The organism is Galliscardovia ingluviei (assembly GCF_014635685.1).
GTDB classification, from domain to species: Bacteria; Actinomycetota; Actinomycetes; order Actinomycetales; family Bifidobacteriaceae; genus Galliscardovia; species Galliscardovia ingluviei.
In genome coordinates this window covers 29,484-44,683 of sequence record NZ_BMDH01000004.1, presented here as the reverse complement: position 1 = coordinate 44,683, position 15,200 = coordinate 29,484, and the positions used below count along the sequence as shown (strand labels likewise).

11 protein-coding genes, 1 tRNA gene and 1 pseudogene are annotated in these 15,200 nt (G+C 46.4%); 3 read left to right on the top strand and 10 right to left on the bottom strand.

What is annotated here, in order from left to right; genetic code table 11:
* Positions 1-54: 54 nt before the first annotated feature.
* From rsmA to IEU85_RS07000, 7 genes are all read right to left on the bottom strand, one after another.
* The gene (rsmA, locus tag IEU85_RS07030; protein WP_188355554.1) at positions 55-981 is read right to left on the bottom strand and encodes a 16S rRNA (adenine(1518)-N(6)/adenine(1519)-N(6))-dimethyltransferase RsmA; all 927 of its coding nucleotides are present in this window, start codon (positions 979-981) and stop codon (positions 55-57) included.
* Positions 982-1,037: 56 nt separating this feature from the next.
* Positions 1,038-2,513 carry an aggregation-promoting factor C-terminal-like domain-containing protein gene (locus tag IEU85_RS07025; protein ID WP_188355553.1) on the bottom strand — a complete coding sequence of 492 codons (1,476 nt, stop codon included), beginning with the start codon at positions 2,511-2,513 and terminating at the stop codon, positions 1,038-1,040.
* A gap of 739 nt (positions 2,514-3,252) precedes the next feature.
* A tRNA-Thr gene (locus tag IEU85_RS07020) sits at positions 3,253-3,326 on the bottom strand.
* A gap of 128 nt (positions 3,327-3,454) precedes the next feature.
* Positions 3,455-4,402, bottom strand: coding sequence for a DsbA family protein (locus tag IEU85_RS07015; RefSeq protein ID WP_188355552.1), 948 nt, complete (start codon positions 4,400-4,402; stop codon positions 3,455-3,457).
* Between the two features lie 148 nt (positions 4,403-4,550).
* Positions 4,551-7,115 carry a serine/threonine-protein kinase gene (locus IEU85_RS07010; protein ID WP_188355551.1) on the bottom strand — a complete coding sequence of 855 codons (2,565 nt, stop codon included), beginning with the start codon at positions 7,113-7,115 and terminating at the stop codon, positions 4,551-4,553.
* Positions 7,116-7,209: 94 nt separating this feature from the next.
* Positions 7,210-7,710: a hypothetical protein gene (locus tag IEU85_RS07005; protein ID WP_188355550.1), complete on the bottom strand. Its 501-nt coding sequence runs from the start codon at positions 7,708-7,710 to the stop codon at positions 7,210-7,212.
* Positions 7,711-7,878: 168 nt separating this feature from the next.
* Positions 7,879-9,090, bottom strand: a complete 1,212-nt coding sequence (locus IEU85_RS07000; protein ID WP_188355549.1) for a MalY/PatB family protein — start codon at positions 9,088-9,090, stop codon at positions 7,879-7,881.
* A 363-nt stretch (positions 9,091-9,453) separates the two neighbouring features.
* On the opposite strand from IEU85_RS07000, the gene IEU85_RS06995 reads away from it, so the two are divergent.
* On the top strand, positions 9,454-10,581 hold the full coding sequence (locus IEU85_RS06995) for an ABC transporter ATP-binding protein (RefSeq protein ID WP_188355548.1): 1,128 nt from the start codon (positions 9,454-9,456) through the stop codon (positions 10,579-10,581).
* Between the two features lie 394 nt (positions 10,582-10,975).
* Positions 10,976-12,289, top strand: a pseudogene (locus tag IEU85_RS06990) (DUF4032 domain-containing protein); the annotation flags it as partial.
* A gap of 456 nt (positions 12,290-12,745) precedes the next feature.
* Here IEU85_RS06990 and tpx read toward each other — a convergent pair.
* The 3 genes from tpx to IEU85_RS06975 form a co-directional block, all read right to left on the bottom strand.
* Positions 12,746-13,243 carry a thiol peroxidase gene (tpx, locus tag IEU85_RS06985; protein ID WP_188355546.1) on the bottom strand — a complete coding sequence of 166 codons (498 nt, stop codon included), beginning with the start codon at positions 13,241-13,243 and terminating at the stop codon, positions 12,746-12,748.
* A gap of 60 nt (positions 13,244-13,303) precedes the next feature.
* Complete coding sequence (locus IEU85_RS06980) at positions 13,304-13,696, bottom strand: DUF1304 domain-containing protein (protein WP_188355545.1); 393 nt, start codon at positions 13,694-13,696, stop codon at positions 13,304-13,306.
* 199 nt (positions 13,697-13,895) lie between these two features.
* Positions 13,896-14,276, bottom strand: a complete 381-nt coding sequence (locus tag IEU85_RS06975; protein WP_229714821.1) for a winged helix-turn-helix transcriptional regulator — start codon at positions 14,274-14,276, stop codon at positions 13,896-13,898.
* Between the two features lie 172 nt (positions 14,277-14,448).
* Here IEU85_RS06975 and IEU85_RS06970 point away from each other — a divergent pair, with 172 nt between their 5' ends.
* Positions 14,449-15,078, top strand: a complete 630-nt coding sequence (locus IEU85_RS06970; protein WP_188355543.1) for an NAD(P)-dependent oxidoreductase — start codon at positions 14,449-14,451, stop codon at positions 15,076-15,078.
* The last annotated feature ends 122 nt before the right edge of the window (positions 15,079-15,200 follow it).

The following is a 15,200-nucleotide window of genomic DNA, read 5'->3' as shown; positions in this document are numbered from 1 at the left end:
CGCAGAAAACGCCATATTTATCAGTAATCAAGAGTAATCAATTATTACGAATTGCTACTGCGCCTGCTCAAATTGCATATCTGCTTGTGCTAGAGCAACAAACTGTGCACAAGTTAATGTTTCACCGCGCACGCTCGGATCAACGCCGACAACCTCAAAAGCCTGCGGGTGAATATGACCTTTAAGAGCAGCATGCAATGTTTTTCGACGTGCGGCAAATGCCTTATCAATAACTGCAAACGTATGCTCGCGCAAAGCAATATCCTGCTCAGTGGTATCAGCATGGGTGCGTGTGAAAGCGACTAATGCAGAATCCACATTAGGCACTGGCCAAAATACATTGCGCCCGATAGTTCCAGCTTTTGTACTTGTGCCAAACCACTGTAACTTCACCGAAGGGGTGCCGTAAATGCGCGAGCCAGGACCAGCACATAATCTATCGGCAACCTCTTTTTGCACCATGACTACGAAACTGGTTAGTTGGGGGAAGCGCTCAAGTAGTGTGATAATAATCGGCGTTGCCACGTTATAGGGGAGATTGGCAACCAAAGTAAACTGCTGAGCATGATCCAACATTGGTACTTGGCTAGTCTGCACTCGCAGCGCATCGCTTAATACCACGTGCAAACGATTGTTGGCTTCAGGCATACGATCTTGAATCGTTTGTGGAAGGCGCCGTGCTAATGCAGGATCTATTTCGACTACAGTAAGTTGGGCACCCGTTTCCAAAATAGCCAGTGTTAGCGATCCTAAACCGGGACCAACTTCCAATACTGTCGAAGTAGCATCAACGCCAGCAGTGCGCACAATTCTGCGCACAGTGCCAGGATCAATCACGAAATTCTGTCCGAATTTTTTGGTAGGTGTAATGCCCGCACTTGCAGCAATCTGTCGTAAATCAGCAGCGCCAAGCAGTCCTACATGGTCGTTGCTTTCACTAGTACGCTGTGTGCCGTGCTGGTCGTTGTACTTATCGTTCATAGTGCCCGTTCTATTAAATACATCTCTGTTTCATATGTCTTTATCTGGTGTGCTGCCTAGTACCAATTGTTCTGCAGCCAATATGCTTTAGCCTGTAAAGGGCTGCCGTAGCGCTGGGCAATATAACCAAGTCCCCAATTGATTTGTACTGCGCCATCATCTTGCCAACCAGGTCCCATTTTAGAGCCAGGTAATGCTTGGGGGATACCGTATGCATCTGACCGTGGGTTATCAGCCCACCAGCGCCAACCAGACTCATGATCCCAGAGCCAGACAAGAGCATCCCATTGTGCGCCAGTCCAACCATATTGAGCCGCAGCTCCTGCAGCATAGGCTTGCGCTTGTGCAGGAGAAGGGTGCCATAGACCTGCGGTTGAAGGATCAGTTGCAGGCTGTTGTGGTTGCTGTTCTGGTTGTGTAGGTTGTTGCTCGGGTTGAGAAGGTTGCTGCTGCGACCCAGAATTCTGGTTCTGGTTATTTTGCTGGTTATTCTGTGAATTATTTTGCCCAGCATTGCCAGAGTTATCGGACGGCGTATTATCAGCTGGCTGGTTGTTATCTTTACTTTCGTCTTTGTTTTGGTCGGTATTCTGCTTTGAATCGGAGGAATCAGACTGGTTGTTATTGTTCGACTGAGTATTGTCAGATCCCTGATTGTCTTGTTTTGGCTCTTCTTTTGGCTTATCTGGACCGATGGCAATAATACGATCAACGGCAATCTTAGTCACAGTAGAGCTGGTCAATGCAGCGTCTTCTTGTTGCCCGTCAACATAGGTAACGTGATATGTGTCAGTGCGCTCGCCATTTTCGCCCTCTTGGCGAATCGCTTGCTGACCAGGTTCTAAGTTTGGATCCTGAATAGTAATGGTATTAAAAGCAATCGGCGTCACATTAGTAACATCGCCATAGGTTACGCGCTGCACTCGCAAAATAGTTTCATTATTATCGCGCTCAACATTAACGCGATCATCTTTACCAACCTGAATACCCTTTGAATCAAGGATAGAAGCTGCAGTGAGCTTGCCATTAGGAGCAATACTTGTTTTGCCGTCTGCAATAACGGTTACTGGGCCATCATGGTTAATAATCAAACCGCCGGTTAGTTTGTTATAGACGTTGGGAATATCTACTTGCACGCGTGTAGCTGCGATCTCATTTTGTTCAAAAAAGTGTAAAAGCTGATCTGCGCTATTTGCCACTGTCCAGAATGGTACCTGCTTGCCATCAATATCGACATAAGCTTGATATGCCTTTTTGACTGTTACCTGAGCATGATCAGCGAGGAGTTCTGTAGATGTTGAAGTAACAGCATCATGTGTTTTAATATCCACATTTTGCTCTTGTAATAGACGATCCACACTCATGGCATAGGTGGTGACTTCTTTGCGCTCGCCGTTAATTTCTAGAGCAACAGTTTTGTGAGCTCCAATAGCAAAGGCAAGTATGGATACTAGGAATACTGCCGCTACGCAGATGCTAATACGAATTCGACGTAGTGTAATAAAGCGCTCAGGAGTCCATTTGCGACTCATTGCACCCTCCTAGAAACTTAAATACTGTTATGTGCAAGCAGTTTTGAACAACGTATTCTATTGTAAAGGGCAGGGTGGTTGTTTGTATAGTTTGTCGTAAGGAACTGTCGAATCTTTACACTCGTGTCAGTAGGGAGAGTATTAGATAGATTATGCAAACGAATGCAAATAAATGTGTGAGAGGGTCAGCTAGGAAGGGGAAATGCCGACCCTCTCAGATGGAGCGGGTTGGGGATACTCCATCTTTTAAGCGGCGAAGGAAATATTGGGGGTATTCCTTCAACCTCTTACACACGGTAAGTCTATTAACTTTTCTTACTCAGGCATGAAAGCTTAGTAGAACTTTCGTTACATACTATAAAACAGAATTTTGACACTTTGTACATTTTTCGTGTCGTGATTGCTACGAAAATGTGAGCGAGAACACAGCTCCGTTTCGATATTATTTAGAGAATCAAGTATTTTCAGTGGTTTTCTAGATATGCTTGTAGCGAAAAAATAATACTGAAAAATTGACACTCTGTCTGTAATTGGCGTGTCGTATTCAGGTTTATAAGTCTATTTATGAGAAATATTATGCATTGTAATGCGCAAATATTGGCTGAGTTAGCGAATTAAAATGACATAATATATTGCAAGCGGGGATGAGAAAGTATATCTGAAGTGGTGAATCAATGAATGTGCTGTGTGAACAGGGGGGTAGCTCGGGGAGGAATTAATTGAATAACGGTATGAAAAGAGCCTCCTGTCAGATTCGAACTGACGACCTGCCGCTTACAAGGCGGCTGCTCTGGCCAACTGAGCTAAGGAGGCAACGCCCACTTTGCAAAACAAAGTAAGACGTGGGTTAGTATAGCCAAAACTTCGCTATTACACAAACTCTATGCGTAAATTGAGTGTTCTGGCGTGTCTTAAGTTATCTAAATGCAAACCTATGCAGCCTACGATTCTGGATACAACGGTCCTTGATCAGTACCAACCTTTGGCATAACGCCAGCTTTACCAACCTGATCGGCATCCAAACCAATAGCCTTAAGGAAAGCAGTCGGTGGATCAATATCGTTTGGAATAGCCATACGATTCCAGTACTTGCCATTGATCAGCACAGTAGGAGTGCTCATCGAACCCTTAAGCTGACCAGTCGTATTCCACAGCTCAGAACGCAAAGGCGTGTAATCACTGATAGCGCGTACCCAATCCTTGTACTCATAGGTATCATCAGTGATTTCCTTGGCGATATCCTCAGGCACACCAACGCTGATAGCGCGCTCACGAATCATCTCATTAGTCACTGGCTTATAATTGCCTTCTTCTGGCTGGAAATCTTGAGCAAACAGTGACTGAATCATCGGCAGGAAGTGTTCAGGATCTTTCTGGGCGAGCTCAACAATAATATTCGCGGTTCTTGTGGAATATTCGTCAGAAGAGAAACGGTCCATAAAAGCCATAGGATGTACTTCTAAGTTAATTTGACCAGACTGTACCAGTGCTGCAAAGGTATCGCCGGTAGTGCGCTCTAACGCACCGCAGCCAGGGCACATGAAATCCATATAGCTTTCCACCACAGGAGCGCCTTTCACTGGCTTGTTTAAGCCATTCTTAGAAATTAAGAAGCCGCCTTTATCTGTGGCTTGTGAAGGCTTTTTTGCCGCCTCTACTTTGGCATAGGCTTCATCGAGTTTCTGTGGATCCGATTTTGGATGGGTTTGGCGCCATACCACCACACTGACCACTGCTACAAGTGCCACTACAACGGCAACAACAATCACACCGATAATAGTCTGATTGCGACGGTCGCGAGCTGCTTGCTCTTCTTGAGCACGCAATGCTGCTGCCTGTGCCTCGTTACGCGCTTGGCGTTTTGATGAAGGAGAGGATTTTTTTGCCATAGTACTCCCTAAGTGCCTGCATACACTGTATTTAATAGTTAATATCGTGTATTTACAACGTAATAGTAATCCACTGCCACTCTACCAGCCGCTACAGGCTATGTCAGCAGTATGTTGTGAGTACATTGTGCTTTGTGCATAATTAACCCTACTCGAAAAATGAGGCAAAAGGATACCAATCAAGTGAGGAGCTTGCCAGAGTAGTTGCCAACCCTGCAAGCGTAGTAATAATCCACATGATTAGGAAGAACCAGCGCAATCGTGGTCGCTTGGTAGTGCAACAAGTCTCACGTAATGCCGCTGCGCCCACTTGTATGGTATAGCTGTTGGCAGTCCATGTGCTGGCAAACCAACCACATGCATAGCCAGCCATAAGTGCTAGTCCAGAAAGTGAAGCAGGAGCACCGACAACAAGTGGCATGGATACTGGCAAATCAAACAAAATAGTTTGTGTGCGTGTAGTTGGTAGATGGAGAGCAATAGTGAGCATGGCGCTTACTACCGTGGAGCATGCGATAAGCACGAGTGCAGACGGTAATGCTGTAAGTATTGCTTTGACGGCATGCCAAGGCAGTGCTCCTAAAGCAACCAGCATATCGCTACCGCCTCGTTTGCCACGCTTTTCAATACGGGATACAAAAGCTAGTCTTGCCATGCCAAGTGTAGTAAGTAGCCAAAGTGCAATACTGCCGATAATAACTGCCCAAGTTGGTGCACATGCGGCGAGTAAACATAATGGGACAAGCAATGCCAGCAAGAGGAGTTTGCCGTGCGCAGGATTGATGCTATCTGATAGTGATGCTGCAGGCGATGCTTCCGATGGTGATGCTGATGGTGATTCGGAATTGCTGGGGTTATTGGAACCGTTTTCGATAGCATATGGCTCTGGCTCGGTCTGTGCGTCTAATTGCTGACCATTATTTTCAGCATATTCGGCGTATTGTGGTTGTATAAACTGAGGCTGTGCATATTGCTGTATCTGAGGTTGTGCAATCGTTGGCTGTTCATATGGTGTCTGGGCTTGTATTTGTGCTTGTATTTGGGTATTTGCCAGCGGTTGTGCCTGTGATGCCATTGCGGTAGGCATAACAGTAGTTTGTGCAGCCAGCGGTGTAGTTTGTGCGCTTGCTGTGAGCGGTGTGGTTAATGAAGTCTCTGCGAGCGGTGTAGTTTGCGCAACCATTGGTGTCGTGCCGGCAATGATTTGTGTGTTAGATTGCTCTGCGCTTGGCTGCTGCGTATATGGCATAACTGACGTGGACTCTTGGTTTGCTGCTGATGCTTGAGGTAATACAGTTGTTGCTGCAGACAGCGCATGGGTTGCCGCTGGTAGAGCAGTTGTAGGCATGGCATGTGCCAGTGAGTGCTCGACTAATGCCAGATTTGGCAATGGCGTATTTTGCCATGCCAAGCGTGGGTTAGTCACAGTATCTTGCTGTGCGCTATTGGAAGTGTTTGCAATCGTTGGTGCTGGCGGGGTTGCTAATATGGGACTACTGTCCGAAGAGCTTACGCCAAAAGGGCGCACCACCTTACCTTGATCGCTCTCACTATCTGCAGTATCGGTTGCACTGCGCTCTGTGCTTGGAGGATTAGGCGGCAGGGCAGCATCTTGCAATGATGCAGCAGCAGATAATGCAGGAGCAGATAATTCAGGCACAGATTCAGACGTAGATCCAGGTACCGATGAACCCATCGATGCGGAGACTGGCGGTGCTGGAGGAGCTGTGTGAGGGCCTTGCTGCAAAACTGCACCTTTGCCAGCAACAGGCACAGCGGGAGCCGCCTCAGTATGCTCCCATACTTCGGGCTGCATAGCATCAGCAGTAATAGCTTGTAAGAGCTCTTGAGGAGTGCAGCGCTGAGAACGATCCGGATTGAGTGCCCTGCGGAACGCGTCAGCAGTGCGCTGTGGTAATCCAGATAAATCAGCATGACCTGAGGCGGCGCGTTCAAGCACAGCCATCATTGGCTTACTGCCAAAAACTGGCTTGCCTGTTGCTGCGAAAGCAAGGACTGCAGCAGTGCTCCACCAATCAGTAATTTCATCCGATTCAGCACCATCAATAATTTCAGGAGCAATAAACCCAGGAGTACCCATGACAAGTCCTGTGCGCGTCACGTGGCTTTCGCCCTCGCCCATAGCAATGCCAAAATCCACAAGCATAGGACCGGTGATAGCAACCATCACATTAGTAGGTTTAATATCTCGGTGGATAATACCAGCATTATGCACTGCTGCCACAGCATCCATCAGTTTTGCAGCAAGGCGCTCTAAATCTTGGGCGACATAGCGCCCATTCATAGCCACATCCTGCCGCAAGTTATTGCCTTCAATCAGTTCAGTAACAATAAATGCTAAAGAATCATCGAGCTCCATATCCTCGATGCGGCAAACTCCGGGATGATCAATTTTGCGCAACGCAGTAGCTTCTCTACGCAAGCGCTCGCGGGCAGTCGCTGCATTAGTTTCACGTTGTGGACTATCAGGAGCACTTGTGCCAACGTTTGCACCAACAGCACTATCAATTGGCCCAATAGTATCTTCATCTTCTACAAGTGAATCGCGCAAAATTTTCATGGCATACACATTGCCGCCATCGTCGCGCACTCGCCATACTGAACCCATAGCACCGCCGCCGAGGCGAGATATCAGCGTGTATCCGCCAACAATATTGCCTGGTTCAAGATTCAGTGAAGAAAGCACAGCCATGCCTCCATTGTTGCACATATTGCCGTCAGCATCACCATGTGGTGTATTTTCTTAGACACGTACTTATCAGGCGTATTACCTTTTGAATATACGATTACTTTTCTGCGTTACTGTCTGATAAATTATTGTTTTTGTACTGTCTGTTAATGTCGTCGCGAGTGTGTTGAAAGTCTGCGTCTGATGCCAGTTGGCTTGTGTATGCACTGGAATACTCTATTTCACGCTCAATCTGATTGGTGACCGAGTTCAGTTTGAGGTAGTCTGCAATCATAATGGTTACAAGCGGTACGCCGATAATAGGTGGTTTGTTATTGCAACCTTCAAAGTGATTCTGTGAGCAGGCTTCAACGTCAGGAGACTGTGTGACTTCTGGAGGAAACGCTAAATACTTATTGGTGTCTTCAACAAGCGTTTGCACATTGTAAGTAGTATCTCGAATATTCCAGTATGAGTAAGCTTCTGCATCATAGCGATCTATGGCGTTGCGCAAAGTAAATGCAACTACGCACCAAATAATGACATAAGTAGCCAAAATTACGCGCAACACGTGCCTTACTTGCGGAGTGAGTGATTTTCGAGATTTTTTACTGTGCATATGCTACCTCTTACACTTGCGTACTTTCAGTATATGACAGTGATGCTTATGTAAGAGGCAGTGACATACGGCAGCAGTAGTAGTTGAATTGTATTGCTGCCGTGCTCCTAATTTTGCAAACTCAATATTAGCTAATATCGTGCTCACTAGTCCACAAGCATTTACTTATTAGTCCACAAATACGTACTTGCGTAAGCGATCAATTGCTTCCTGCACACGGCTTGTTGGTAAAGCGAGGTTAATGCGTATAGCATTCGCCGCTTGGAACATGCGCCCATCTTGCCAAGCTACGCCCACATCCCAGCCGCGCTTAATGAGTGTTTCAATATCAACTTGATGCTGCTCACAATACTTAGTGCAGTCAAGGAACATCATATATGTGCCTTGTGGCTCGGCTGCTTGAATGCCCTGCACTTCTTGCGTAATAAACGTATGCATAAGTTTGACATTCGTGCGAATAACATCCAAAAGTTCCTTGAGCCAGTGCTCGCCCTCAGGTGTATACGCGCCAACCAGCGCATGCATAGAAAGCACATTCATATCGTTGTAATGTGTTTTGCTAGATACCGCATTCATACGGTCGCGTAGATATTGGTTTGGCACTACGTGGTAGCTACCAATAAGCCCCGCCAAATTGAAGGTTTTACTTGGAGCATAGAGCGCGATAGTACGAGCTCGGGCATCCTCACTTACCGATTGTGTAGGAATATGCTGTCCCTGTAATATCAGATCGGACCAAATTTCATCAGAAATAACAATGCAATCGTGAGCAGCATAGACTTCCATAGCTCGCTCAATTTCCCAGCGCTCCCACACGCGACCGCAAGGATTATGAGGAGAACAGAATACGGCAACATGAATATGGTATTGCTCTAACTTAGCTGCCATATCTTCATAGTCCATACGCCACACACCCTGCTCGTCAAGGACAAGTGGAGAATGCACAATATTGAAACCGTTATCACCAATGCAGTGTGTAAAACCGATATATGTCGGGCTGTGGAGTAGCACATTGTCACCAGGCGTTGCGAACGCTTTCAACGCGGAAACTACGCCGCCAAGCACACCATTTTCATATCCAATATGTTCTGGCTTGATATAGTCAACATGATTATGGTTGCGATGCCAATTGATAATGCCGTCAAAATACTGTGCAGTTGGTCTGAAATAACCGAATAAAGGATGTTGCACACGGTTGATAATGGCTTGCTGGATGCTTGGCACGGTTGGGAAATTCATATCAGCAACCCACATAGGAATAGCGTCAAATCCCTCACGCGGCGCTCCTGGAGCAAACCCTTCTGGGCCACCAATGCCATCGATTGCAAGCGCATCTTTTCCATGGCGGTCAATAATGGAAGTGAAATCAAATTCGGTCATCGTTACTCGCTCCTACTTCACGCAAAGTATCCCCAAATTACATCAGTTTCTGGTATAGCAGTAATACTATGGCACAACAGTGCGTATGACGGGCATTATCACTAGAGCCATAATTACTTTTACAGGTAAAGATTACAACACGCTTATTAAGATTTTCTAGAATTTGCCCGAATGTTGGTGTATATTAGTCAGTGGCTCATCGGAGAGTATCTGACGACCACCATAAACAAAGCTGTTTGCGGTGCAAACTCAAGGGTTACGCAAAAAGGCAAGACCTTACGAGATAAGTTCCAAAAATAGCGGGAAAAGTAAACCTTTTACAACGGATCGTTTGGCACGTACCTGCCAATGAAAGGAAAGAAAATGGCAGAAGTAATTTTTGACCATGTCACCCGTATTTATCCAGGCAATGATAAGCCATCAGTTGATGATTTGAATTTGAAGATTAATGATGGCGAATTCCTCGTCCTCGTTGGTCCTTCTGGTTGCGGTAAGTCAACTACACTGCGCATGCTCGCAGGCCTTGAAGAAGTGAACAAGGGTCGCATTTTGATTGGTGATAAGGATGTCACCAATATGCAGCCAAAAGACCGCGATATTGCAATGGTATTCCAGAACTACGCTCTGTACCCACACATGACCGTAGCTGACAACATGGGCTTTGCTTTGAAGATCGCTGGCACTCCAAAGGATGAGATCCGCAAGCGCGTTGAAGAAGCAGCAAAGATTCTTGATTTGACCCCATTCCTTGATCGTAAGCCAAAGAACCTCTCTGGTGGTCAGCGTCAGCGTGTGGCAATGGGTCGTGCAATCGTTCGTAAGCCAAAGGTCTTCCTGATGGATGAGCCTTTGTCTAACTTGGACGCAAAGCTTCGTGTACAGACTCGTACACAGATTGCAGCATTGCAGCGTCAGCTCGGCGTAACCACACTGTATGTGACCCACGATCAGACTGAGGCTTTGACCATGGGTGATCGCATCGCTGTAATCAAGCTTGGTATTTTGCAGCAGGTTGGCGCTCCGACCGAGCTTTATGACCGCCCAGCAAACGTATTCGTTGCAGGCTTCATCGGCTCCCCATCCATGAATATTTCTACTCACCCAGTAGTGAATGGTCACGCACAGATTGGTGACGATACCATTGCTTTGCCAGAAGAAGTAGTCAATAAGCTCACTCCAGAGGACAACAGCCAGATCGTCGTTGGCTTCCGTCCAGAGGATGCAGACTTGGCAAGCGCAGAGGATGCCAACGCATTCAAGCTCAAGGTTGTTAACGTTGAAGATTTGGGCTCTGACGGCTATATTTACGGCAATATTGTCACTGACGGATTGGCAGCTGACGAAGGTGCTGTGATGAGCGATCAGGACAAGATGACCACAGTTCGTGTCAACCCACGCGCTTTGCCAAAGGTTGGCGATGTGGTACGTATCAAGATTGATCCAACCAAGATGCACCTCTTCGCACCAAGCACTGAAAACCGCTTGAACTAAGCGAGTGCAAGTAAACGTCCGACATAGCGAATTCCGCAAGCGTTTGCATATGTCGGTAACGAGGTGAGGTTTCCTCTCTTCCCATTTCACCTCGTAGAGGCAGTAGCCCCGCGGCCAATGATGGTTGCGGGGCTTATATTTTGAAGTTATTAGCTTATTATGTGGCTTATTATTTGAGATACGACAATGGTTGCGCAGTATTAGTACAATAGAGTGCAGGAATTAGCGAACATCGTGAATTTAAGCAACCAGATGTAAAGTTAAGTTGGTGTACATGGAACGTATAGAGATTGATCCACGACTTACCCAAGCAACATCAGTGAATGTAAACAATGTCAACGGATATGCGTCACTTGCTGGCGCTGGACCTGTAAGTGCGAGTACTAACGAGTCTCCAAAGGCATTGCGCATTACTGCGGCAAGTTCGAATCCGAAAATGTTTACATTGCCATGGCATGAGCCATTGTCTACCTGGCCCGATGATTTACTGGCTAATTTGCCTCGTGGTATCTCCAGACACGTGGTACGTTTTGTGCGTGTGGGTAATGAAGTGTACGCCATGAAGGAAATTACGCAATCGGTTGCAGAGCGAGAATATGAGCTATTGCGACAGTTGGAAAAAATTGATGTGCCATCTGTCAAGCCAATTGCAGTAGTCACTGGGCGTCATACAAAAGATGGCGAGCCATTAGAAGCAATGCTAGTAACGCAGCATTTGAAATTCTCGCTACCATACCGTGCGCTTTTTGCGAGAAACTTACGAGAAGATACAGCAGACAGGCTTATTGATGCGCTTGCAGTGCTATTGGTGCGCTTGCATTTAGTAGGTTTCTACTGGGGTGATGTATCACTGTCTAACGTGCTATTTTTGCGCGATGCGGACTCTTTTGCAGCAGTTCTAGTTGACGCGGAAACTGGCGAATTATATCCAACGCTTACTAATGGACAGCGTGAATACGATATTGATTTAGCACGCACCAATATTATTGGTGAATTGATGGATTTGAGCTCCGGTAAGTTGCTACCGGATCAAGTTGATGAAGTTGAGGTCGGCAACCGCTTAGTTGACCGATACCACTCATTGTGGAGTGCGCTTACTGATGTGGAAAGCTTTAGTCCAGATGAGATGTGGAAGATTGAAAAGCGCGTCAATATGCTCAATGATCTGGGATTCGATGTTGATGAGCTAGAAATGAACACTGATGAAGACGGCAATCGTGTGCGTGTGCGCCCACGTGTGGTTGATGCTGGCTATGCGTCACGTAAGTTACTGCGCTTAACAGGTTTGGATGTGCAAGAGAATCAGGCTCGGCGCTTGCTCAATGATCTGGATGCGTATCGCGCGTCTACATGGCGTCAGGGTGAAGATTTAGAAATTGTAGCTACTGACTGGATGCGTGAGGTATTTGAGCCTACTGTGCGCATGATTCCTGCAGAATATCGTAGCCAAATTGAGCCAGCGCAGTTCTTCCATGAAGTGCTTACTCATCGTTGGTATCTGGCCGAGCAGGTAGGTCATGACGTACCAATGGCGCAGGCAGTGGCTAGTTATATTGAAAATGCGTTGCCGCAATACAAGATTGATAGCAAGGTTATGGAAGCTATCAATGAGGATGCAGATTCTGGCGTAGTTGATGATGAATCAACCTATGATGACGATGATTATAATCCAGAAGATGATCCTGATGCAGCAGTGTGGAGCCACTAATTAGGGCTTTGCAGTCAGTATTAGTTGGGGCATGTGCGGTTAGGTACATGCCCCAATGACTATTAGGGCATCTATTTTTTTTATTGATATGCCAAAATTTACCTAGGAAGTAACCTAGGAAGTAACCTTGAACCTAGGAAGTTGGGTTAGAGGTTAAGTTCCTAGGTACGCGGTAAAGGTGCAATGATGGTGGTATCTGTACTACGTAAACTACTTCCTAGGTTTCGCCAGTACGCTGATGCCATCCAAATCAGCGTTTAACATACAAAAAGGTGAGCATGTACTCACCTTTATGTATGTGCAATACATAAAAAGCGCTGCAATGCTTTGCACTACAGCGCCTTAACTATGTGTAGCAGCTAATACTTACCTGCCGTGTAAACTTCATCTACTATGCAGTAAGCAGCCCGATGAAGCTATGCGATTCGCATATTTGCATCGGCTACTATGCCTGCATTACTGCAATACGGCAAGAGCATCATCGTAATCAGGTTCATCAGCCATTTCTGGAACAAGCTGCGTGTACATGACTTTGCCGTCAGTGTCAATAATGACCACAGCGCGAGCATTCAGACCGGTAAATGGCAGAGTCTGCATACGCACACCATAATCCACGGAGAATGATGAGCGGAATGTGGAGCCGGTGATCACGTTCTCAATGCCTTCAACAGTGCAGAAACGATGAGCTGCAAATGGCAAATCTGCAGAAACGCAAAGCACTACAGTATTATCCAAGCTTGCAGCACGCTTGTTGAATTCACGAACAGAACGAGCACAGGTATCGGTATCAAGGCTAGGGAAGATATTCAAGACCACGCGCTTGCCAGCGAAATCAGCAAGTGTAATCTCTTCCAAATCGCCTGTAGTCAGAGTGAACTCTGGAGCAGCAGTACCAACAGCTGGCAAATTGCCAGACAATGCGATCTCTAAATCGCCGCGATGAATTGAAGTCATAGTTCTATTGTGCTCTATGATGCGCCGTTTATGCAAGAGTTTTTTGTATTTTTATGACGCCTATAGCAGAACAATAAGCGTACAAATTACTGAAAGCAAAGGTAACAGTCCTTGCTTTACAGCGGCAAGACGATGCTTTGCAGAGGCAATGCCGAGTGAGAGTGCTGCGAAGAGCATAGAGCCACATCCGGCAAGGCTCAAGGCGTATCCCACTGTTGCAAGTGATGGAGCAGCTAGTACCATCACTGCGCCGACGCAAGCAACAACAGCCAATGCTAAGTTATACATGCCTTGGTTATAGGCGTAAAAACTGGTAACGGCAAGCTCATCTGGCGCTTGGGGACCAAATATTTTGCGGGCAAGCGGCTTTCTCCAAGCAAAAACTTCTACATACCAAATAAACACATGAAGTGCTGCTGCAAGTAAGGTGAATACTGCGCTAGCAATAAGCATAATGATGTTCTCCTTTAATACATTTAATGCATCTGATAGTTTTGCGTGTTGCTATTGTTGCATACTCTGGTGTTGAGTGGAATGTAAATCTATAGACAGACTATATGCTGTATGTGTCAACTGTAGGGTGCGCGTAGTGTATGAGATATGTGGAGCATAGGGTATAGAGAGTGCATACATTGCTATGCAATGCTTGGGTCTAGTGCAATGCATTGTCGTATGCTTGGCGGTGTTCTTCAATTTCAGTGACATGACCTTCTGCCCAACGGCGTAATGCTGCGATAGGTCGTGTAATGCTCATACCGAGGTCGGTTAATTCGTAATCTACGCGAGGTGGCACGCTTGCGGTTACTACGCGCGTTACTAAACCGTCACGTTCCATAGATCGCAGAGTTTCGGTGAGAACTTTAGGCGATATGCCTTGTACGCGCTCGCGCAATTCCTTAAAACGAACTTGTCTACGTGGGGTTAGGACGGTAACAATCATGGGTGTCCAGCGATCGGTGATATGCCGTAATACCGTGCGTGAGGGGCAATTGGCATTGAGTATATCTGGTTGTGCACTCTGTTGAATGGTCATATTCATGCTCCTGTTTCAGGTAGATATATTGCAATTACTAGCAACACGCTTATATTCAATAGTTACCTTGAAGTAATTAGTTACTAAAAGTTAGTATAACAGTAATGTAAAACAACGGCGGTGAATATACGCATGCTCACCGCAATATATAACAATTAATTGGAGGAAATTCATGAATATTGCAGTTATTGGCGCAACAGGTATGGTTGGAAGCAGTGTAGTAGCAGAAGCAGTTCGCCGCGGGGAACATGTAGACGCATATTCGCGTAAAGGTGATGCTCCAGCCAGCGAATTAGTAACGCCACATGCTTTGCAATTTGCTGATACTGCAGCAGTTGTTGACATCATCAACAGCCATGATGTGACACTGATTACTGTTGCAGGTCGCGATAACTATGAAGCAGTTCGCGAAGCACACCATGCACTCATCGAAGCTAAGCCTCAAGGACGTTTTATTGTAGTAGGTGGCGCAGGTGCATTGCAGGTAGATGCGCATACTCGACTTTTTGATACTGAGCAATTCCCGGAAGCATACTTGCCAGAGGCAAAGACTTTTGGCGCAATCCTCGACGATTACCGCGCTCATGCAGGAGCATTACAATGGACGATGATTGCTCCGGCCCCTGCTATCGCTCCAGGTAAACGTACTGGTTTGCTGGCAACTGAGCTGGATACTCCTGCTGGCGAATTTGTATCCTCCCAAGATTTTGCAATTGCTGTGGTCAATGAAATGGAGCAGCCTCAGCACGTGGGTGAGCGCTTTACTGTGGCATCGGTGCATGTTGATGCAGCGCGTGCATAAATGAACCGATAATGATGCGTGTAAATGACATCATGTGCATAGCATGAAATGACGCGCATTTGGTAATACATGAGTAGTGCGTGAGTAATGCGCAACACTCAGCGGTAAGGGATAGAGACCTT